19 protein-coding genes are annotated in these 21,114 nt (G+C 42.6%); 3 read left to right on the top strand and 16 right to left on the bottom strand.

From position 1 onward, the window contains the following. Window positions 1-50: 50 nt before the first annotated feature. From B5G33_RS17365 to B5G33_RS17420, 14 genes are all read right to left on the bottom strand, one after another. Window positions 51-6,062 carry a SpaA isopeptide-forming pilin-related protein gene (locus B5G33_RS17365; RefSeq protein WP_087418526.1) on the bottom strand — a complete coding sequence of 2,004 codons (6,012 nt, stop codon included), beginning with the start codon at window positions 6,060-6,062 and terminating at the stop codon, window positions 51-53. 30 nt (window positions 6,063-6,092) lie between these two features. Next, window positions 6,093-6,386, bottom strand: coding sequence for a hypothetical protein (locus B5G33_RS17370; protein ID WP_204247424.1), 294 nt, complete (start codon window positions 6,384-6,386; stop codon window positions 6,093-6,095). Window positions 6,387-6,570: 184 nt separating this feature from the next. After that, window positions 6,571-8,565: a P-loop NTPase fold protein gene (locus B5G33_RS17375; protein WP_087418528.1), complete on the bottom strand. Its 1,995-nt coding sequence runs from the start codon at window positions 8,563-8,565 to the stop codon at window positions 6,571-6,573. 164 nt (window positions 8,566-8,729) lie between these two features. Then, window positions 8,730-9,176, bottom strand: a complete 447-nt coding sequence (locus B5G33_RS17380) for an RNA polymerase sigma factor (RefSeq protein ID WP_087418529.1) — start codon at window positions 9,174-9,176, stop codon at window positions 8,730-8,732. Further along, complete coding sequence (locus B5G33_RS17385; protein ID WP_242974755.1) at window positions 9,166-9,723, bottom strand: sigma-70 family RNA polymerase sigma factor; 558 nt, start codon at window positions 9,721-9,723, stop codon at window positions 9,166-9,168. Before B5G33_RS17385 ends, B5G33_RS17380 begins: the two co-directional genes overlap by 11 nt. A gap of 260 nt (window positions 9,724-9,983) precedes the next feature. Next, window positions 9,984-10,142 carry a hypothetical protein gene (locus B5G33_RS21440; RefSeq protein ID WP_158229646.1) on the bottom strand — a complete coding sequence of 53 codons (159 nt, stop codon included), beginning with the start codon at window positions 10,140-10,142 and terminating at the stop codon, window positions 9,984-9,986. 116 nt (window positions 10,143-10,258) lie between these two features. Next, entirely contained in the window at window positions 10,259-10,609 is a 351-nt protein-coding gene (locus tag B5G33_RS17390; RefSeq protein WP_087418531.1) for a helix-turn-helix domain-containing protein, read from the bottom strand. 151 nt (window positions 10,610-10,760) lie between these two features. Continuing rightward, window positions 10,761-10,982: a DUF6050 family protein gene (locus B5G33_RS22070; RefSeq protein WP_242974752.1), complete on the bottom strand. Its 222-nt coding sequence runs from the start codon at window positions 10,980-10,982 to the stop codon at window positions 10,761-10,763. A 115-nt stretch (window positions 10,983-11,097) separates the two neighbouring features. Further along, window positions 11,098-12,189 (bottom strand): DUF6017 domain-containing protein, encoded by a 1,092-nt coding sequence (locus B5G33_RS17400; protein WP_087418532.1) that lies wholly within the window; start codon window positions 12,187-12,189, stop codon window positions 11,098-11,100. Next, window positions 12,170-13,069 (bottom strand): ParB/RepB/Spo0J family partition protein, encoded by a 900-nt coding sequence (locus B5G33_RS17405; protein ID WP_087418533.1) that lies wholly within the window; start codon window positions 13,067-13,069, stop codon window positions 12,170-12,172. Before B5G33_RS17405 ends, B5G33_RS17400 begins: the two co-directional genes overlap by 20 nt. After that, window positions 13,059-13,844, bottom strand: coding sequence for a ParA family protein (locus B5G33_RS17410; protein ID WP_087418534.1), 786 nt, complete (start codon window positions 13,842-13,844; stop codon window positions 13,059-13,061). Before B5G33_RS17410 ends, B5G33_RS17405 begins: the two co-directional genes overlap by 11 nt. 9 nt (window positions 13,845-13,853) lie before the next feature. Next, a complete protein-coding gene (locus B5G33_RS21775) occupies window positions 13,854-14,030 on the bottom strand; it encodes a hypothetical protein (RefSeq protein WP_204247425.1) in 177 nt (58 codons plus the stop codon). Further along, a complete protein-coding gene (locus B5G33_RS17415; RefSeq protein WP_087418535.1) occupies window positions 14,017-14,490 on the bottom strand; it encodes a DUF6075 family protein in 474 nt (157 codons plus the stop codon). Before B5G33_RS17415 ends, B5G33_RS21775 begins: the two co-directional genes overlap by 14 nt. A gap of 249 nt (window positions 14,491-14,739) precedes the next feature. Beyond that, complete coding sequence (locus B5G33_RS17420) at window positions 14,740-16,425, bottom strand: recombinase family protein (RefSeq protein WP_087418536.1); 1,686 nt, start codon at window positions 16,423-16,425, stop codon at window positions 14,740-14,742. Window positions 16,426-16,760: 335 nt separating this feature from the next. On the opposite strand from B5G33_RS17420, the gene B5G33_RS17425 reads away from it, so the two are divergent. Together B5G33_RS17425 and B5G33_RS17430 are read left to right on the top strand one after the other, a co-directional pair. Then, window positions 16,761-16,946, top strand: a complete 186-nt coding sequence (locus B5G33_RS17425; RefSeq protein WP_087418537.1) for a hypothetical protein — start codon at window positions 16,761-16,763, stop codon at window positions 16,944-16,946. Continuing rightward, window positions 16,939-17,547, top strand: coding sequence for a GNAT family acetyltransferase (locus B5G33_RS17430; RefSeq protein WP_087418538.1), 609 nt, complete (start codon window positions 16,939-16,941; stop codon window positions 17,545-17,547). Before B5G33_RS17425 ends, B5G33_RS17430 begins: the two co-directional genes overlap by 8 nt. Window positions 17,548-17,587: 40 nt before the next feature. Here B5G33_RS17430 and B5G33_RS22240 read toward each other — a convergent pair whose 3' ends face one another. Next, the gene (locus B5G33_RS22240) at window positions 17,588-17,722 is read right to left on the bottom strand and encodes a hypothetical protein (RefSeq protein ID WP_275532839.1); all 135 of its coding nucleotides are present in this window, start codon (window positions 17,720-17,722) and stop codon (window positions 17,588-17,590) included. A 271-nt stretch (window positions 17,723-17,993) separates the two neighbouring features. Between B5G33_RS22240 and B5G33_RS17435 the strand changes: the two genes are divergently transcribed. Further along, window positions 17,994-20,240 (top strand): tetratricopeptide repeat protein, encoded by a 2,247-nt coding sequence (locus B5G33_RS17435; RefSeq protein WP_087418556.1) that lies wholly within the window; start codon window positions 17,994-17,996, stop codon window positions 20,238-20,240. A 209-nt stretch (window positions 20,241-20,449) separates the two neighbouring features. On the opposite strand, the gene B5G33_RS17440 is transcribed toward B5G33_RS17435, so the two are convergent. Continuing rightward, complete coding sequence (locus B5G33_RS17440; RefSeq protein WP_087418539.1) at window positions 20,450-21,112, bottom strand: ABC transporter ATP-binding protein; 663 nt, start codon at window positions 21,110-21,112, stop codon at window positions 20,450-20,452. Window positions 21,113-21,114 lie beyond the last annotated feature (2 nt).

Raw genomic sequence — 21,114 nt, forward strand, 5'->3', positions numbered from 1 at the left:
GGCGCTCATGGAAAGCCCACGGCTGTCCACAAACGCCCAATCCTATCGTATCAATCCTGTTTCTTTTTTCTTGCTTTCATCCAGACAGCGGCGGCAATAGCCCCCGCAAGCCCCAGACCGCAGGAGATCATAAGCGCCGCAACCGGCGTGTTATCCCCGGTTTTTGGTGCGTCCACCGTGGTTGTCGGCGTCTCCGGCGTCTCCGGTATTTCTTCCGGCTCTGCTTCATCCGTCATTACAACTTTCTGGATCTCGCCGGTATCTTTTACCTCAAACGCTACATCCTCTGCGACCAGATATCCTTCCGGTGCGGATTCTTCATGGAGTGTGTACTTTCCAATCGGAAGCATCTCGATATAGTGCGGTTCCTCCGTGGAAGTCCAGCTCTCCACGACTTCTCCATTCTCGTCCAGGATGGTCAGCTTCGCTCCCGGCAGTTCCTCTCCGGCAATATCTGTCTTAGAGATTTCCACCTTTGTCACATCGTCCTTCATCTCGATTTTCTGGACTTCGGCGGTATCCTCCACGGTAAACTCTATGCTCTCCGCTGTCACATACCCTGGAGCCGGAAGAAGCTCCGTCATTGTGTAAGTCTGGCCGACCACCAGCTCTTTTATGATATGTGGTTCTTTGCCAGACACCCATTCATCTACTACTTCGCCGTTTTCATCCGTTACCGTCAGCTTTGCTCCCTCGATTTCTTTCCCGGTAGTCAGAGATGTTTTCGTAAATTCAAAGACTGTCGGTTCGTCCTCAAAGGTAAATTCATAGGAAGCTGTCGCTTTTTCGGAAGATTCCGCTGTAAAGGTAAACTCCTGCACCTCATCTGTGGTGGCAAATCCCGGAGCCGGTGAAGTCTCTTTCACGGTATAGGAAAATCCAATGGGCAGATCCGCCTCAAAGGTCAGCTTTCCATCCTCGCCGGTTGCTTTTTCCTCGATCACTGTTCCCGCTTCCAGAACCACATCTCCATCTTTATTGGTAATGTCCTCTTTTGCAGAAAGAGCAAATACAGCGCCCTCCAGTACCCGGTCTGAATCCTTCTCTTTCTTCAATACAGAGACTTCCACTTTCTGGCGGTTATTCTGCCAGTCTCCAGACCAGGTAACTTCTGCAGTATCCTGATCCACATAGGTCAGGTCGATCTCCCGGATTTCTCCGTCAAGCACATACCCTTCCGCAGTCTCCTTTTCCTTCACATAGTATTTTCCAAGAGGAAGGTCAGACAGCTTCGCAATCCCTGCCTCATCTGTGGTAATCGTAGCGATCAGCTCGTCCTTTTTGTAATAGTCCTCACTCTCGCCGTCCGCCGCCTTGATGTCCTCCAGGGCGTATACCTCGAAAGTTACATCTTTCAGAGCGCCGGTAATATACTCAAAGAGGTGGCTGATCCATCCTCCAATGGTATCGGCAAGCGTCACATCCTCCAGGAACTCGCCTTTCTTATTGATGATCAAGGTTCCTGTCGGAACATCGTCTTTCATTTCCACTTTCTGGATCTCTGCGGTATCTTCCACGGTAAAGGTGATTTCTTCTGCTTTCAGATATCCATAAGGAGCCAGCTCTTCCCGGAGCGTGTATATCTCGCCCACTGTCAGCCGCTCAATCAGATGTTCCTCCCCTTTTACGGAAGTCCAACTGTCTACAATATTTCCATCCATATCCAGAACTGTCAGCTTTGCGCCCTCCAGTTCCACGCCAGTTGTCAGATCCGTCTTTTTCACGGAAATCTTTGTCGGCTCATTTTCATATTCAGAGGACAGTTCCACTACCGGAATATCCTGCCCCTGATACTCTGCAGTCACTTCTATAACTTCATCGGAAGAAACATAACCGTCCGGAGCCGCTTCCTCCTTGATATAGTAGCGTCCAAAAGGAAGGTCATTCATGAATACGGCTTTCCCGTTTTCATCAGACAATGCCTTTCCGATCAGCGTGTCTGCTTTCACAATGATTTCTCCATGTGCCAGGATATCCTCTTTCGCATACAGTCCAAACACAGCGCCTGCCACTTCTGCCTGTGTCTCGGCGTCTTTCTTCACTACAGACACTTCCACCTTCTGGCGTTCATTCGTAAAGACGGCTTCCTGTTCGATCACCGGCGTATCCTGATCCTGATAAGTAAAGGTAACAATCTGCGGTTCCTCATTCAAAACAAAACCTTCCGGAGCCGTGACTTCTTCTATCCTGTAACTGCCGAGAGGAAGATCAGAAAGGAACGCTTCCCCGTTTTCATCCGTAGTCACTGTTCCCACCAGCTCGCCGGCGGCATACTCTAAAATACGGTTTCCTTCTTCATCTTTCTGGAAATCAGCGGTATAAATATCCTCCGCTGCAGAAACCTCAAAGACTGCGCCTGCCAGGTTCTCTGTTTCATAAACAAAGTCCTTGTTGAAATCGTCCAGCACTTCTCCCTGTTTTACAATCTTTAACTTTCCTTTGACCGGATGATTCTCATAGACCACCTCAATGATCACATCTCTGGAAACACTGTCCACCTGGTAAGCGGTATCGGAATCCACAGCGATCTCATAGTAGTTCTCATTCAGCGTGTAGCCGTTTGGAGCCGTGACTTCCTCGATCCGGTAGTGACCAATTTTCAGGTTTTCTGGCAGAATCAAGTACCCTTCCTCGTCTGTAAAGAAAGATATGTGAACCTCTGTTGTCGGATAAGTCGTCACCTGTTTTACATATTCCCCTCTGTCCATATCATAGATACGGAACTCCGTGCCTTCCTGCAGTACCGGCTTTTTCGTCTCGTCATCCTGCTTGATGATCTTCAGCTTCGCTTCAAATTCTTCGTCCAGAAGCACCCGCCATACCTGGGGCGTGTTCGGACTATGCTCCGTGATCCGCACGATAAAATCATCCACCGGCTTATAATTGTGGGGCGTGGTAGTTTCACGGACAAGGTATGTACCATAAGGAAGGGCAATGCTGCAGGCATGTCCTTTCTCGTCCGTAAACATCTCTGTCGCTCCGTTCTCCCCGATCACCACCGGCTCTGCGGAATCAAAATCATAGCTGCCATCTTCTTTTACCGTCAGGTCTGAAAGAAGATAGGCCGTAAATCCGGCGCCGGAAAGCAGGTCAGCATCCGTCTCCCCGTTATTGGCCGCTTTGATGATCTCAAAGGGCTGCTTCTTTACCTGTTCCAGTGATACGCACTCCCGTTTCACGGTAGCTGTCAGATCTCCTTCATAGCTGCACACCAGGTCATGTTCCTGTTCATCTGCCAGATACCCGGCAGGAGGTGTGATCTCTTTTACAAAATACTCCCCAAGATAAAGGTTCTCTACAGACGCTTCCCCGTTCGCATCTGTGGTCAGCGTTGCCACCCGCTCTCCAGCTTTATAGATCACGCCAGTTGCTCCGTCCGGATGGACAATATCCTCACGGGCATACAGGCCATACACCGCATTTTCCAGTGTGGCGTCTCCCTGTGGAGCTGCCTGGTTCGTCTCTGCGTCTTTCTTCTGTAATTGGATCGTGGCGTTTACACGCTCATTGACAAAGGTATGGGTAAATATCACTTTCGCTTCGCTGTCATTGGTATAAGAGAACGTAAAGGAATATACATCCGCCTGATTTCTCACATAACCATCCGGAGCCTGGATTTCTTTCACATCATAAGAAAATCCTATCGGCAGGTCTGCCGTAAATACGGCTTTTCCATCCTCTCCAGTCACCGCTTTCTCAATCAGCGTTCCCTTAGATACCACAACACTTCCATCTGCATTTTTAATATCGCTTCCTGCATACAGTCCAAACACGCCGCCATCCAGGGGATTTAAGGTGTCCTTGTCCTTTTTCAGCACGGAAACTTCCGCTTTCTGCCGGTCATTGACAAAGGTACTCTCGCTGAATACCGTCTCCACGTTCTGTCCGGCATAGGACAGCGTGACGGTCTTTTCCTCCCCGGCGTTATAAAAATTCTCCGGAGCCTGCACTTCTTTGATCGTGTAAGTTCCAAGATGGAGATTTTTCAAAACTGTAGCCCCGTTAGAATCCATCGTCAGGTTTGCTTTTACCAGATCGCCTTTACTGTAAACTTTAGCACCATAAGCCGTTACAATATCCGCTCCCGCATAGACATTATAGACAGCTCCTTCCTGCCTGCGGTTCTCATAACGGAAAGTCACACCATCTTCCGTCACATCTGCTCCAACCAAAACCTGTCCTTCCTTGTAAACGGTCAGCTCACCAAGCTGCTCCTGATCCGGAACTGTAACAGAAGTGGTCTGGTTTGCCACCAAGTTCACGTTATACGAAGAAGTATTCAGGCGGTATCCGGTAGGAGCCGTGATCTCTTTTAAGTACACGGTATCCTGAGTTTTGATGATCTCCGCCACAGAGGAACCGTTTTTATCCGTTGCCGGCATCTGCGTGATCAGCTTTGTGCAGTCCTTATCACTATAAATGCCAAACACCGCTCCGGCCAGCTTTGCGTCCGAGTGGTCGGAGTCCACCTTAATAACTTCCACCTTCGCAAGCTCCAGCCACTTTACAGAAAAGCTCACATACTTTTCATCTTCCACGCCCTCGCCAAATACAAGGGCAAGATCCTGGTTATCGCTTCCCGTGGTGATCTTATAGGCAGAATAATCTTTTGTAATGCTTCCCTGCATCTTTGCTGACCAGGAACCGGACACATCCTTCGTCTGTGTCAGCGGGGCGGTCAGGTAAAACCGTGTTCCGCCGGAAATGGTCACGGCTGCTCCGGCAGCGCTCACCCTTCCTGTGCTGACGTTATGGAGCCTTACTCCATCCGGCAGATCCAGGGTGATCGTCTGCTGGCTTGCCGCATGGAATGTGATCTCTTCTGTCCGCTGCTGCTCCCCATCCACATAGGCAGTTACATTGGCATTGGAAAAAGACATTTCCACATCCGGAATATCCGGCTGACCGACTGCATAATTATAAAGTTCCTTTGCCAGAGCTTCCCCGGTACTGTTTGTACCATAGAACGCATCACTGCTCCCATTGGCGTAGGAAGCGGCAAGGTGTGCCACGATAAACCGTTTCCCCGCAGAAAAATCCGTATGGTAGTTTGCAAAGAAATATGCTGATCCGGACGCCTCTGTTCCGTAATAACATACTTTTGCCAGTTCCCGGTTTCCTTCCAGTTTGGTGATCTGGTAAGTTCCGCTACCTGGCCCAGGTTTTGAGGGCTGGATACAATACGCAGTAGCCGTCACATTTCCAAAAGACACGGTAAACGGTGCGGTCACATAAGAGCCAAGACCGTAATCCGCATAATAGTAATAGCTGCCCTGGGTAATGGTAACGGACTGTGACGCTCTGGCTGCCCGTGCCGCAGGCGCCTGCGCCGTGAAGCTAATACTCTCACCGCTCTCCAATCCCTGAACGTCAATGCCCTGCTCCTCCGCCTGCAGAAGCACTTCCCCAAGCGTCAGGCCGCTTTCCTCATCCACGGTCTTTTGTCCTTCTGTTTCTTCTAACGCCGCATCCAGATCCTCCTCTGACAGCATCTCTGTCTCCTCCGGCAGTTCTGTCACTGTCTCTGTGTCAGTTTCCGTAGCTGCCTCTGTTTCTGTCTGCGGCTGTGGTTCTGAATCTTCATCCTCGCTTTCCGTACTTTCCTCACCGGTTCCTCCGCCGTCAGAATGGCTCTCCGACTGTTTCTCTGTCACCGGCTCTTTCACGATAATATTCCTGCAGACATGATAAGACGGATGGCCGCTTAATGGCTCCACAAAGTACACTACCCTGTAAGTGTCCGCATGGTTCCCGTCAAAATCCTGCCCGGCTTCGTTCTTTGCTTCATGGAATGTCACCCGGACTTTTTCATCATGGATCTCCAGACCGGAAAAATCCGATTTCACATCAAAACTGCTCCCTGCTTCCACTTCATAATCTTCTGCAGTCACCACTTCTTCCGCATCCAGAAGCTCCCGCACGGTCTCCAGCGCCGGATACTGTGCTTCATAGCCTGCCGGCTCCGGCTCTGCGGCATAAGTAACCACAGGCTGGATCACAGAAGTCAGGATCGTCAACAATGAGAGTAACCCGGAAAGCAGTCGTTTTCCTTTCCCTTTCATCGACTAAACCTCTCTTTCTTCATTTCTGTATCAATAAGTTCCTGTATCTTTTATCGTTTCATAGCACCTTCCCCTCCTTTCCCGGATTTGCGCTGATAACAGCACATGAATACGGAGAAGCCCAAAAAGACTTCCCCGCATGGTATCTGCTGTTATCCTGCCTGCGTCTGCAGGCTGAAAACTTTTTTGAGCGTTATGCCTGTTCTCTTTCCAGACCCGTTCCTGCTCCGGCTCACTTTCCGCAGCGTTCTCTCCGGCAGGGTACGCAAAAGAAGGCATACTCATCCGCTGGGTATCCGTCTGGACAGGCAATGAAGTTTTCAAGGTTCAGCGAAAGGGGAAATGTAAGAATGTTTCTTAGAACTCTGCCCTCTCACTAATGGCAGATTTTAGAGGGGAAAATATAGGTATTCATTTTAAAATCTTAGAAATAAATCATAAAAAAGACCCATGCAGAATCGCATGAGCCTATAACATAATCCATTATATCAAATTAAGGGATTTAACACTATTTTACAGAATATATTTTCTCTCCATCTTTTAAATTTTCAATCAAAAATTCGATTTGCATTTTCTTGATACGATCAAATCCTTCCGTATTTATATTTTCTACATATTCTCTCAATTTCGATAACATCATGCTTTCTTCCTCTAAGACTTTCCCCCAATTACTTCTTATATACAAACTTATAATGCAACTTCTAAATGCGTTCAAATCTTTTGATGTACCGTCTTTGATTCGTTTGCATAACTTTTCAAAGTCTAATTCTCTGAGGAACCCTCCTGATGAACAAATTTCATTTTTATTATGGTAAACGTATGTATCCATTTTTTCTCCCCACCCCTCCTGCATTGTTAAATATGAATCTAACATATTTGAGTAATTATTCTGAAACTTCTGATCAATATCTTTCTGTAATTCTATTACTATCTTTTGATATTTATTTCTTCTTTCTCCTTCATACATTAATCCATAACCATTATCAAGATTTACATGATAAGATAACTGAGAAAAACTGATTTTCATATTCTCAACCATTTTTACTGTATTTTCCTCTGGGAAACCATGCTCTTGCAATTCAAGGAAACGATTAATGATCCGAGGATAATCCTTAACATCATATACACCATTTTTTAGGCCTTTTAAAATAATGTCGATTTTTTCCTCAATCACTAAATCTGTTAGCGTATACCAATTGAAATCCAATTCCGCAAACGCTTCTTTTTCTGGACTTCTACTTCTAAGATATTCATTTGCAAATAACTCAAACATATCTTTTATACATTTATCTTCTAATATACTCCTAGTAATAAAATCGTCTACAAACCGAAACGATAATTGATTTCCGAAAATGTCAATACTGCCTATACTTTTAAAAGCATATTCTTCTGTGCCTTTCCATTCGTATTTATAATCTCCGTTTTTGAAGGAAACACTTATTTTAAACGAATATTTAATTATATATTTTAAGAAAGCCTCTCGTCCTTCATCTTCTAGTTGTACAATTTTTTTATATAACTGATTTATTTTCGATAAAAAAAACTGAAACGTTCTTATATTAGAATGCGCTTCATTTATCATATATTCTTCAAAAAAGGCTATATCATCATATAAGTATTTTTTTAGACTATCATCTAACTTTGCTGAACTAATAAGTTCTTTAAAAACGGTCTGCAAATCTGGCTGATAATAGATTGTTACTCCAATTAGTTTTTCTTTTACTTTATCATATAACTTATCCTCTGCGAATAGTTTCTGTACTCTATCTTTTACAGTCTCTATGTCCACAGAATTTTTATTTTCATTTTTCCTTTCCGAATTCGAATATTGACTTATCACATCACTTTTTTGTTCTTTCTCAAATATAATGTTATCATGAGCCGCCACCAGATATTTCAACTCTTGATTTTCAAAACTTATCCCTTTACCTATTTCTTTTTGATTAGCAACTATAATAACTTTCATATTCTCGTGTTCTACAAATGAATTAATATACCCTAAAATTTCATTTGTCGGGCAATCACAACGTTCTAAATCATCAAAAATCAAAATACAATTTTTAATTGGAACAAATTTTTCTGTTGCTTCAGTTATATTATCAAGATTAAGCTCTATGCCTTTATTTTTCAAAATATCAAACATTATCGGGAGCATTGAACTGATTGCTTCAGTTCCTTTTTTTATAATACCTTGCCCTTTTCCTGCTTTTGCTACAAGAACTTCCATAAACAACTGCTTTGTTACTTCCTCTATAGATTTTACCCCATACAAAGAAATATATATAATTTTTCTCTGTTGATAATCCTGATCCGAATTGTAATGTTCATTTTCATTATTTTTTAATTTTTCACAAAGCCGCTCTTTAATGAAATATGTCTTACCACATCCCCATTCGCCATCAATCATTACGGCATAGTTATATAAAGTTTCATCAACATAATTAATTATTTCCTTAACAATATCATCATCCGTTAATTTCCTATTTTCCATTCTGTCTATCACGCAATTGTTCCCCCTTATATTGTAGAATAAAATAATTCTAACACCCTTTACTAAGAATTACATCCCCATTTTATCCAAAGAACTTCCTATAATGTGATAGCCACTTTGCGACATTGTGTCACAAAGTGGCTGGGTTAGTCTGCATGCCAAACGAAAACGGAGTGTTAAAAACAGCCTCCTATAATCCCCATCTCCCTCAGCTTTCCGTTCAGTTCCTTCAAAATTCTCTTTCTCCGGTTAGCAATTGTCTTTCTGCTACACCCGCAGATCTGTGCCGCTTCCTTTACAGTGACTTCCTCAAAATACAGCAGATACAATAGATAAGCGTCCTCTTCCGCCAATTTTTCCATAACTGACCGCAGTTTTTCTGTACATATTTCCCGGATCACAGTATCTTCCACACCATCTGCAGCACCAATCGGGATAGCTCCCTGTTCTGTCAGCATTTCCAGGCTGGACACTTGATATTTCCGTTCTTTTTCCCTTTGGTAGCGTTCCCTTCTCCGGGACTGATACCATTCCAGATAGACTTCCCTGGTTACTTCCACAACTGTACCATCTCCAGCACGAAGTACATAACATTTCCGCTCCTTTGGACGCTTACCCGACATACAGCACTCCACCTTTCCCAGAATCTACTGTCTTTCTGGAGGAAATATCTTTCTGACCGACCCTCATCCGGCGAAGTGCCGACATGAGCGTCTGGGAAACCGTGGGCTGTGTAATGCCAAGCTCCTTAGCAATCTCCCATTGTGTTTCACCATAATAAAAATACAGGATCACGATATCTCTCTGCCGTTCTGTCAGAAGCCCCATCAACTCCTGAATCTTCTCTTTTTCTATCAACTGATCCAATGGTGGCAGTGCCGGCGAAGCCAGGAAAAACCATTCCTCAGAGACAGCATGATAGGAAACCACCCTCTCCTTATGGCACGTTTCTCGATTCTTTACCAGACGATCCTCCCCTTCCAACAATAGGCGTACATACCATTCCTGCTGTTCAAAAAATGATGCGTCCACGCAGATCTGCCGTCCATTATTCTCATAACAGTAATCTCCGCAGCTATGTACCGGAAAAACAGTGGTATATTTTCCTATCCGGTAAAGTGCATACCCTTCCCGAAACACCAAAAGCTGCACTTCCCCACCATTTCCCATGCTCACAATTCGCTCTCCTTGTTCCAGCAAATGCCGAGCTGTGGGAACTTTTTTCTCTGACTTTGGCTTTTTCACAATCCACTTTAAATCCTGTAACGTCATCATAGCGACCACCTTTCCGCCCATAGGCTCCGGGCGGCCAGATGGCAGCGCACAGAAATCCAGTAAAAAGGCAGCAAAAAAGGTTCCCGACACGCCCGTTTTTTTTAACGGGAGTCTGGAACTCCTCCTACTGCCTGCAAAAGCCTGCATTTATTTTATCACCGGTACTGCCGGATCAATTCCTTTTTCGATTGCTCCTGAAGATGCTGCGTCAATGGTTCTGTTTTTTTCTTTTCCTCCCCAATCAACGAGGAATAATCCCCCATTGCGTCATAAGGGCAGCTTCTCCGATAGAGCAGGTTTTCTTCCCTGGTCAAGTTTCTCCCTCCTTCCACATATCTGTGCTTTGCATATCCAATGTATCATTCTGCCGACTATTTTTCCCTTGCAGATATGGGGAAACTCACAGGATTTCCCCTCATATCTGTGGATTTTACCGTATTCCCTCAATCCCATCTATCAAGGCGCTCATGGTCTGGATCACGACTTTCTGTTCCTTTGGACGCAGGTTCAGGACACGGGAAATCATCTTGTGGGCGGGATTTTTCTTTACTCCCGGCTTCCTTCCCAATAACTCGTTTGCGTCAGCATCCAGTACCTCCACCATCTTTGCGAAAATCTCAATAGACATGGCCGCCTGCCCTCCCTCAATGCGGCTCACTGTGTTGACACTGATACCTGCTTTCTCTGCAAGAGTCTCCTGGGATAAATGGCTGTCTTTTCTCTTTTGTCGGATACGTTCCCCCAACTGGATCAACTCCTGCGATCCCGCACGGTTTCCCAACACAGTCCCTCCTCTCGATCCAAATATGACTTTGCGCCATCGTGTCGCAAAGTTTTCTGCACATAGGCAGAAAAAGCAGCCAGGTACATAGACTTAGCTGCTTTTTAAATTCTCTATTCAGTTTAACATCCTATGGGAAATTCTCCCTTTCTCATACTGTCCTGATCTTTGCCAGCCGGCATATACCTGCTGCAACAGCTTTCGCCAGATAAAAGGCCGCCAGAACCAGCCGTCCCGTCAGGATCACGCCTCCGATCACACCGCCAATCAGCAGGTTAAATACAAACACCCCCACTGTTCCGCCAATGTCAAAGCCTTTCGGGATAATCCACAGGAACATCTTATGTACGCCAAAAGGAATCCCGACAAACATTCACAATTTCAAATAATCGCACTGTCCTTGTTCCACACAGAGGGGATAAAACAGCACTGACAGGAATACTGCCGCTCCTACCGGAACAATCACCTTTTTCACAAATTCATACATCTTAGCCACCTCCGTACAGATCATGATTCACTTCCGCCTGGTAGTAATGGTTCATTGTCATGGACGAATTGTAAAGCGTCGCCAAAAGATATGCCTTGATATTCGCCACTTTGGACGTATTCCGGTGCAGGCTGAACAGTACATACTCGATATGGGAATACGTCAGCTTTAAAAAACGGCTCTTAACTACTGACACCGGCTTGTCCGCCCCGCCGATCCGCACTACACGATTATCCGGCAACATCAGGATCTCCACCATCAGCTCCACAAGTTCATCTACTTCCTCCCGCTCCCTTTTATCCAAGAAGCACTCATAATCAATGTTGTCCTGTATCAAAGCCCGGTAGGTTTCCATCTTCTCCATCACATCTTCTTCCACAGGATACACTTCATCCGCAGTCAGGGATTGATAAGATTGGATAGGATCAGTCTCACTAAAATCAGTCTTGTTAATATCAGTATTATTAGATTGTGATTTTGGAACTTCTTGAGTTTTGATTTTCACTATTCTTGAAGTATGATTTTCACCATTCTTGAATTGTGATTCCGGAAATTCTTGATTTGTGGTTTTCACCATTCCTGAATTGTGATTTTCACTATTCTTGAATTGTGATTCTGGAAATTCCTGAATTGTGGTTTTCACATTCCTTGAATTGTGATTTTCACTATTCTGTGTATTTTCAGGGTTTTCCAGTGTTTTTTCTTCCTGTTCAGAAGAATTTTTTTCTTTTACCAGAAAGTTCTTCACATAGATTACATTCGGTTTTCCCAGCCCCAGGCGTTTCTTTTCAATCAGTCCAATCCCCTGATTACTGTCCAGTTCTTTCATCAGCTTTACCGCTTTCTGTGTTCCACAATTCAGAAGTTCTGCTATTTCTTCCACGGTAAAAATGATATACACCCGATCTTCCTCATCAAACCATCGGTTCTTAATGCTAAGGCTCATACGGTCTAACATCAGACCGTATAAAACCTTTGCCTCACAGGAGAGGGATCTAAAACATTCTGCTGTAAACAGCACTTTCGGGACACGGTAAAAACTGTACTGTTCCGCTTCCATCCCACCGAAGTAATCAAACTGTATTTCCTGCATCTGTTTCCCCCTCCTTTCCTTGTTTCCACTGTTCCAGAAGCGAATAAATCACTTCCTCTATTTGCGCTTTCGTATATGCCGGCGGGAAATAATTCCGGATCTTCTTTGAAGAAATCGTTACACTCTGTCCGCTGTTCTCTTTTTTTACCAGAAGCGCATAAACACTTTTTTCTGACAGAGTTTCTTTCTCACTCATATCTTTAAGCCGTTCCGCCTGTGCCGGGGATGGATAAATACTAATATTCGCCACCGCTTCCAACACCAGCTCCTGTTCTTCCATTTTCAGATAGGACAGACGCTCCCCGGCTACCATTTTTATATTCCCCGCATCTACAAGCTCTAAAAGTCCGTCAATCAGGCTTGCAAGCCGGATATATCTTTGCACTGTCCGTCCGCTGTCCCCTGCCTTTTCTCCCACGGCATCTGCCGTGTGCTTGTCCCCTTTGCTTCCCTGATGTTTCAGCGCCTCATATTTCATCTTGTAAGCTCTGGCTTTCTCACTGGGCAAAAGGTTTTCCCTCTGGATATTAGTATCCACCATCAGCACGGTGGCGGCATCATCGTCTAATTCCCGGATAATCACTGGCATCTCTGTCTTTCCTGCCAGCTCACTGGCCCGCCATCTCCGGTGTCCTGCCACCACCTCATATCCATCTGTACAAGGACGCACAATCCCCGGCTGGATCACGCCGTGCTGAATAATACTTTCTACTGTTTCCTGCATTTTTTCATCATCCAGTACCTTAAACGGGTGATTTTTAAAGGGATGAAGCTGGTTTAATGGAACATTTGTATATTTTCCCTCTACGTTGCTTTCTTCTGTGCCAAACAGATCGTCATAAGAAGTCAGCTTAATCTTCTCCGCACTCTTACTTTTCATCCGCAAGCACCTCCTCGGTCAGGTGACGATACCCCTCTGCCACAATTCCTTTCGGATCATGGCGGTAAATACTTTTTCCTTCTGCTGTCGTCTCTGCCGCCCGCACGGACATAGGGATACAGTTCTCAAAGATATGAATGTTATTTCCATAAAACTCCCGGATCTGTTTGGAAATATCCCGTGCGAAGTTTGTCCGTCGGTCAACCTTTGTCAGCAGAATCCCCATAATGGACAGCCTGGGATTCAGCCGTCTATGTACCTTTCCAATCGTCTTGATAAGCTGCTGTAATCCCTTTACAGGCAGGTAGGCCGCCTCCACCGGAATCAACACACTGTCCGCCGCTACCAGGGCATTGATCGTGAGCATTCCTAAAGAGGACATACAGTCAATCAGGATATAGTCATAAACTTCTTTTACCTCGTCCAGATACATGCGAAGCACCTGTTCCCGGCTCATCATATTGACAAGAGAGGTTTCCAGACCAGCAAGCTCGATATTGGCCGGGATAAAGTCAATTCCTTCCTCATGTTGGAAAATCCCCTCACCCGGCTCTACATCTTCGTCATTGATAACCTTCTCCAAGATATTGACCAGAGTAACATCCAGCTCGTCCGGTTCCTGAATCCCCAAACTCACTGCCATGCTGCCCTGGGCGTCTGCTTCCACCAGAAGTACCTTTTTACCTTCTCTTGCCAGTCCGATTCCCAAATTTACACACGATGTTGTCTTTCCCACGCCGCCTTTCTGATTAGCGATTGCGATTATCCTGCACATATATCTTACCTACCTTTCTTCCTTTTCTGTTCTCTCAATTTCTGCATAAGAGCGAAAATATCGGTTTGTCCCCTTATTGGAAAATATCTCTGATGTCTGGAGAACCCGGATTTCCGGGTTTTTCTCCAGAATCCTTTTAAACCAGCGAATGTCTCTCACTGTTCCCTGTAGCCTAATCTTCAGCATAAAACATCTCCTCCCAATCTACATAGAAACAGTAATCCGGATACCGGATTTTAATTGCTTCCCAAAAATATCTGGCATCTCCCGTACAAAAGACATCACTGACGGAATAAAGCCTTGTCTCAACAATCTGTTCCTCCGTATCATCATATTCATCTGTCGTAGGTGTCCCATCTGTATAAAGGTTAAATGCAATGCGGACAATCTTCTCGCTCCCACTGGTCTGCCAGCCTTCCTGAAGGCACTCCGGCTTTATAAACCCTGTTTTAAAGTCATAGATCCTATTTACATTTCGTCTGGTATCTTCTGACAGTCCAAGGCAATAAACCAGTGCTTTATGGTTTGTGTCCTGATACCGACATTTAGAAAGATAGGTATTATAAAATTTCTCATGTTCCTTGTTCTTAAAAGTAATTTTTCTTTCCTTACTCTTTTCTGCTCCTAACGCTGTGTTCTTTGTCATTTGCTTTTCCTCCTGAATCTTAAAATTTTATATAAAAAATAGGGACACTCTGCTGCAAGTATCCCTATCTTCTATCAATATATTGATAGCTCTATATTCACTTTCATAATTCAGGATTTTTTGTGTTCCCCGTACCGAGGTCTAAGGCAACCACAACGGTCACTTTGCTTACAAGTACCTTTTCCTTGTGATTTTCCTCTAATCTGTTGAAACTGAAAAAGTCAACAAAGTGCGTAAATTCAAGGATTTCTAGGTATTTTTCCTTTGTAGTCCTACCACAGTCTCAACGGTACTTTCATTGTCCCAACAAAGATCTGTCGTCTCCCCGTTATTGAAATATACCGGGAAACGGAACTTTATGTGCCTCAGAAATCTGCCATCCGGCTGCTCCTGCTCATAAATGTCCACCTGTTCTACAAAGCTGTTTAAAAATTCTTTTTTCTCCAGATCAGTGAACTTATCATATAGTTTATCAAAATACAACAAGAATTGATAGATGTTCTCTTCTGATATTTTCTTCTGTTTGATATTCAGCAGACGGTTCTTGACCTCACTGATGCTGCTCTCCACACCCTCGATTTCATCATACAGTCGATACAAACGAGTTTCCATATCCTGATATTTTTTCTCATAGAATCTATCCGTAATATCCAGGCTGTCCATCTGCTGACCAAGTCTTGCTTTTGCTCCTGTCAGCTGTCTGTGCTGTTTTTCCAAATTTTCGATTTCCTTTTCAATTTCAGCTGTGTCAATCCTTGAACCGATCTTTTCTCGGATTGCTTCTTCAAATTTAGGATTCTGTACCAGCTTTCGGATAACCTCTTCAACCGCATTGTTAATCTTATCCTCATTCCATTGCTTGTGGTAGCCACATTTATGACCGTCTACCAGGCGGCGATGTTTACACGCATAATAAAAATAATCCTTATATAAAGTTCCGTCTTTCTTTTTCTTTCGATTCACATTTCCGTACATCCCACTACCACATAGCGGACATTTCAAGATTCCAGATAAAATATGTTCATGATCCAGGCTATGTATCTTCTCATATTTCACTCCGGTTTTTTCTCTTTTCTGATGTGCCAGTTCCCAGTCTGTTTCTGAAATAATCCCTTCATGGATACCAGCATACAGCATGTAATTTTCCTGCTTTACAATACGATATTCATTTCGCGTTCCGGAAACCTTCTCATTCTTTCTTCGTCCGTAAGCCAGTTTTCCACAGTAAACCGGATTATCCAAAACACCTTTTATAAAGGAAGCAGCAAATGCATCCAATGTATTATTATGTCTCTTTTTCTTTTTATATCCGTGTTGATTTAGCCATGTGGCAATCGCAGCAATTCCCATATTGGTATGAATGAATTTATCATAGATCAGGCGGATAATCTCTGCTTCATCCTCTGCAATCTGCAATTCTCCATTGATCAATTCATAACCATAGGGAGCAAATCCACCATTCCATTTTCCTTCTCTGGCTTTCTGTTTACGTCCTTCCATTGTCTGAACAAGAATGTTCTCTCGTTCAATCTCAGCCACGGCAGACAATACCGAAATCATCAGTTTTCCGCTGTCTTTGGAACTGTCAATGCCATCCTCCACACAGATCAGATTTACTCCAAAGTCCTGCATCCTCTGTAAAGAGTTTAAAACATCTGCCGCATTACGTCCAAATCTGGAAAGCTTAAACACCAGTACAAACTGTATCTCATCTGTACTATTCTCTATGTTATCCAGCATTCTCTGAAATTCCGGTCTGCCCTCTACGCTTTTTCCAGATTTACCTTCATCTGAATACTCATTTACGATTTCCATGTTCTGAAATTCCGCATATCTCTTGAGTTTTTCTTTCTGGGCATCCAGACTGTATCCATCTACCTGCATGGTGGTGGATACTCTGGTATATATATCGCATTTAATCTTTTTATTCTGCATAATCTTCCTCTCTATATAACTCCGTTTTCTGTCCCAACTTTATTTTAGTGCTAACTCCAACATTTTTCAATACTTATTTTCCTTATTGACTCATTTCTCTGTCAATCGTATAATTAAAATAGGTACAGTGAGTATCTGTTATCAATATATTGTCCACCCACCGCTGGCGGCATATAAATGATCAGTTTGAAATATTACCCGCTCACCGTAAGCGTCTAATAAATGTCCGGCATAAAAATTATTTAGAAAATATTTATGTTTTCGACATTGTGTTTTCATCACACATTTCATATACTATAAATACACAAAAAGCCAGAAAAAGAGGAGGTGTTAGTATGGCTACTTCAAGTATTACTCATAATTTTGTCGTATCCAAGCCCAATAGCGTAAAACGGTTTGTCGCAGCGATTGACGAAGCTGATCGTGACCGAACACCAAAGCCGACACTTCCAGGACGTCAGTTAACGAACCCACAGGAAATCTTAGCTTTAATGGCAAAAAGGAAAAAACAACATGTCTGATAAATATTTTACCGTTAATATCCGGGCATATTTGGATAAAGGCCAACCGACATATATCGGGGAGGAAAGTCTTTACGACTTGCTCTCCGATTTTTCTTGTCCCCATAACCCCGATGTAGAATACTTTTTATTACATAATGCGATTGAATTTACAAAGAAAGATCAATCCATTACCTATCTGGTATTTGACGCAGATGACGCATCTCTGGTTGGCTATTTTTCTCTTACAGTAAAGCCTATCTCTATCCGTGCTTCAAACATCAGCAAGACAATGGGAAAAAAACTTTCCCGTGTCAGTATCCTGGATGAAGAAACACACTCCTATACCACAGCAGCCTACCTGATCGCACCGTTGGGAAAGAACTATTCTCTTCCAAGAGAAAAACGGATTTCCGGGAATATTCTGCTGGGATTTGCACTGGAAACCATATCAAATCTCAAATATTCCGTAGGCGGCGTTATAGAATTTCTTGAATGCGAGGATAATGAATTTCTTCTGAACTTTTATACACAGAATCGTTTCAAGCCATTTGATACTCGTATTACAGCTTCCCAGAATAATGAGCCGCACACTCTGCATCAGCTTTTGAAATTTATTTGATATAGAACAAAAAGCGACAGTCTGATCTACATTTAGTATTTTAGGAAACTGTCGCTTCTTTTTCTTCTTTATTCTGTTTTTCTTCCTCCAACTCCCGGAGGACTTCATCGCCGTACTTATCGATCATCCGTACCAGAAAATTGATGCACCGCTCAAATTCAATATTCTGTTGCATAAGTTCCTCCTGTCATTGTTTTGATCTGAGGTTATTTTACAGAATTCACTTATAAACAGCATTGAACCAGAATTGAGCAAAAATTGAGAAAAACATTGATAAACATATCTCATTTTTCTTGAATCGAATATATGTTCGTGATATGATTTACTTATTCAACCAACCTATTCACAAGTTTTAATTTACAGAAAAGAGGAAATGCCTATTGAATCGCTGTGATTTTAGTTCTATTATGACAATTTTACGAAGCTACATACGGGAAAACAATCAGCTGAATCAGTCTGAATTTTTATATGAAGTATTTGATGACTTTCTTTCCAGTCCAGAAGGAGCTGATTTTTCTTTCGATAATGGACTTGTATGCCGCTGGATGAGCGGGCAGGCAAAAGTCAGTCCCAAACTTATCAACTACTATTCTGGAAAAAGCTCTCAAATGAAACTTTCAGATACTCTGGAACAAATGATTCTGCCCATGATGTTTGATCCGGATAAGGCTTTATCAGATGTATATCTGCTTTTTATACAAGACCCCAGTATCTCTGACAAAAAGAAAGAACAGCTTTCATCTTTGTATCTTTCAGCAGACACGCAGACTCAGTTTCTTACACAGATCATCTGTTTTGGAATGGAACGTACCTTTGTCAAACGTGATACAAAAAATCAAAAGCTTCTTGCCGGTGGCTCTTTATCTCCTGTTGTTCTTGGCTATATTGCTGACAGCGAAGTTCCAAGACCATGTCACCATTTTGTAGGAAGAGAATCTGAAATAGAAAATCTACATAAGTGTCTGGAAAACAATTCCAAAGTTTTTCTTTATGGCATACCAGGCATTGGAAAAAGCGAATTGGCCAAAGCATATGCCAGAAAGTATAAAAAATACTATACCAACATCCTTTATATCGAATACACCGGAGATCTACACCAGTCTGTTACAGACATGGACTTTACAGATGATATGCCAGGTATCAGCAAAGAAAAGCGTTTTCAAAACCACAACCGCTACCTTCGTTCCCTGAGAGAAGATACCCTACTCATCATTGACAATTTCAATGTGACTGCCACACAGGACAATTTTCTTTCTGTTGTCATGAAATATCATTGCCGGATTTTATTTACAACCAGAAGCAATCTTACTGGTTATGCCCTGTTTCCATTAATTGAAATATCAGATTCTTCGTCACTATTTGAACTGGTTTCTGCTTTTTATCCAGAAGCGTCCGAATATAAATCTGTTGTTGAAGAAATTATTGAAGCCGTACACCGACATACATTTGCAGTGGAACTGGCTGCCAAGCTTCTGAATAATGGTATTCTGCCACCAGCTCAATTATTAAAAAAATTGCAGGAAGAAAAAGCAGCACTGAAAAGTGAAGATAACATTCGGATTATTAAAGACGGGCAAAGCAGTAAAGCAACCTATTATTGTCATATTCACACACTGTTCTCCCTCTATACGCTTTCGGAATTTCAGCAGAATCTGATGTCAAATATGTGTTTTCTTCCATCGTCTGGTCTGTCAGCAAGAATTTTTGCCAACTGGATGCATTTATCCAATTTGAACGAAATCAACGACCTGATAGAAGCCGGATTTATCCAGGCTAATACACGCCATACCATTTCCCTGCATCCGATGATTCAGGAAATTACACTTTCAGAGACAAAGCCATCTGTAAGTAGTTGCCATACATTTCTGGATTCCTTACAGCAACTATGCTTAATGCATGGAATTGAAGTTGACTATTACAAGAAATTGTTCCAGACAATAGAAAATATCGTAGAATTGATTGAAAAAGATGATATGTCTATGTATCTACTTTTTCTGGAAAATACTTTTCCATATATGCAAAAATATGATTATCAAAAAGGCATGAAAGAAATACTTCAGGAATTGAAATATCTTTTAAAGGCAAAGAATATTGGTACTGCTTCTGACCGGGCATTATTACTGGATTTTCAGGCAACACTTGAAACCAATCCTGAAAAAGCAATTAAACTGGAAAAAGATGCACTTGCCCAGATTAAAAATATCACATCGGACAATGCCCGCCTTGCTTCCAACCTTCATGCCAATCTTGGAGGGCTTTACCGCATGAACGGTTATGCAGATCTTGCAAGAGAACATATGAAAAAAAGTGTCTTGCTACTTAACCAGTATAAACTGCTTAATATTAATGACAGCATACCACAGATTGCCAATTATGCAATGTTCCTGGCAGAACAGCAAGAACCTGAAAGAGGAATATCCGAATTACAAAAATTATCCAGCATCATCAAGGAATATCATTCTGATGATTGTCTGGATTATGCTACAGTACAGGAAACCCTTGGAACCATCTATCTGATGACTGCCGATCTTCTCCAGGCCAAAGCACATTTTAAAAGGGCTTTCAAGATTTATGAAAAAATCTGGGCTGATGAGCCGGAAATAATTGAAGCAAAATATCAGGAAATTCAAGCGTTATATCCGCAAATCGGACTCTCTATTGGAAAAAAGCTATCCAATCTTTTAACTAAATAAGTATAATTTACGGCGGACAAATTGTCCGCCGTTTTTTCCCACTTCATAAAAACGTCCTCAATGTCAAAACCTAATGGACACTTTTATTTATACTTTTAAAAAATTCGATTCCTTTATTCCTATTTTCCTACTAAAAATAGATACATCCCTCTATAAAAATTGTATATATAATCTTCTCTCTTTACTTTTTTTACAACTACCTTCCGCTTTTAATCTGTTTCATCTTTCACTTTACTGATCACTCCTCCCTCCATTTCATAAACTTCATCACAAAGAACCTCTATATCTTCCCGGTTATGGCTGGCCAGGATAATCAGTTTGTTTTCTTCTTTCATTTTTAACAGAAGCTCTCTGATCTCTCTCACCCCGTTCTTATCCAAACCATTCATAGGTTCATCCAGAATTAAAATTCCCGGTTCTTCCATGATGGCCTGTGCAATGGCAAGTCTCTGGCGCATACCCAGTGAATATTTTCCAACAGGACGTTTCAATGCAGGATCTAAACCAACCTTTCTCAGAACAGAGCAAAGATAATCTTTATTCTTTTTGTTTCGCAAAGTATAAAGAAATTCCAAGTTATGATAACCGCTCCATGTACGCAAAAAACCGGGTTCCTCAATAATAATCCCCGCATCAGTCAGCATATCCTTATCTTTTCCCATTACTTTACCGTTGACAGTTATCGTTCCCTCATCGCAAGAAAGAAAACCGCAAATAGATTTAAACAAAACAGTTTTTCCAGAACCGTTGTGCCCTACAAGACCATAAATTTTACCACTTTCACACAAAAGTGAAACATCCTTTAAAACTTTGTTATCTTTAAAGCTTTTACTTACATGGGATACTTCAATTACATAATCCTGTCTGTCCATAT

Origin of the sequence: Blautia sp. An81, assembly GCF_002161285.1 — a bacterium.
Lineage (GTDB): Bacteria > Bacillota > Clostridia > Lachnospirales > Lachnospiraceae > Blautia > Blautia ornithocaccae.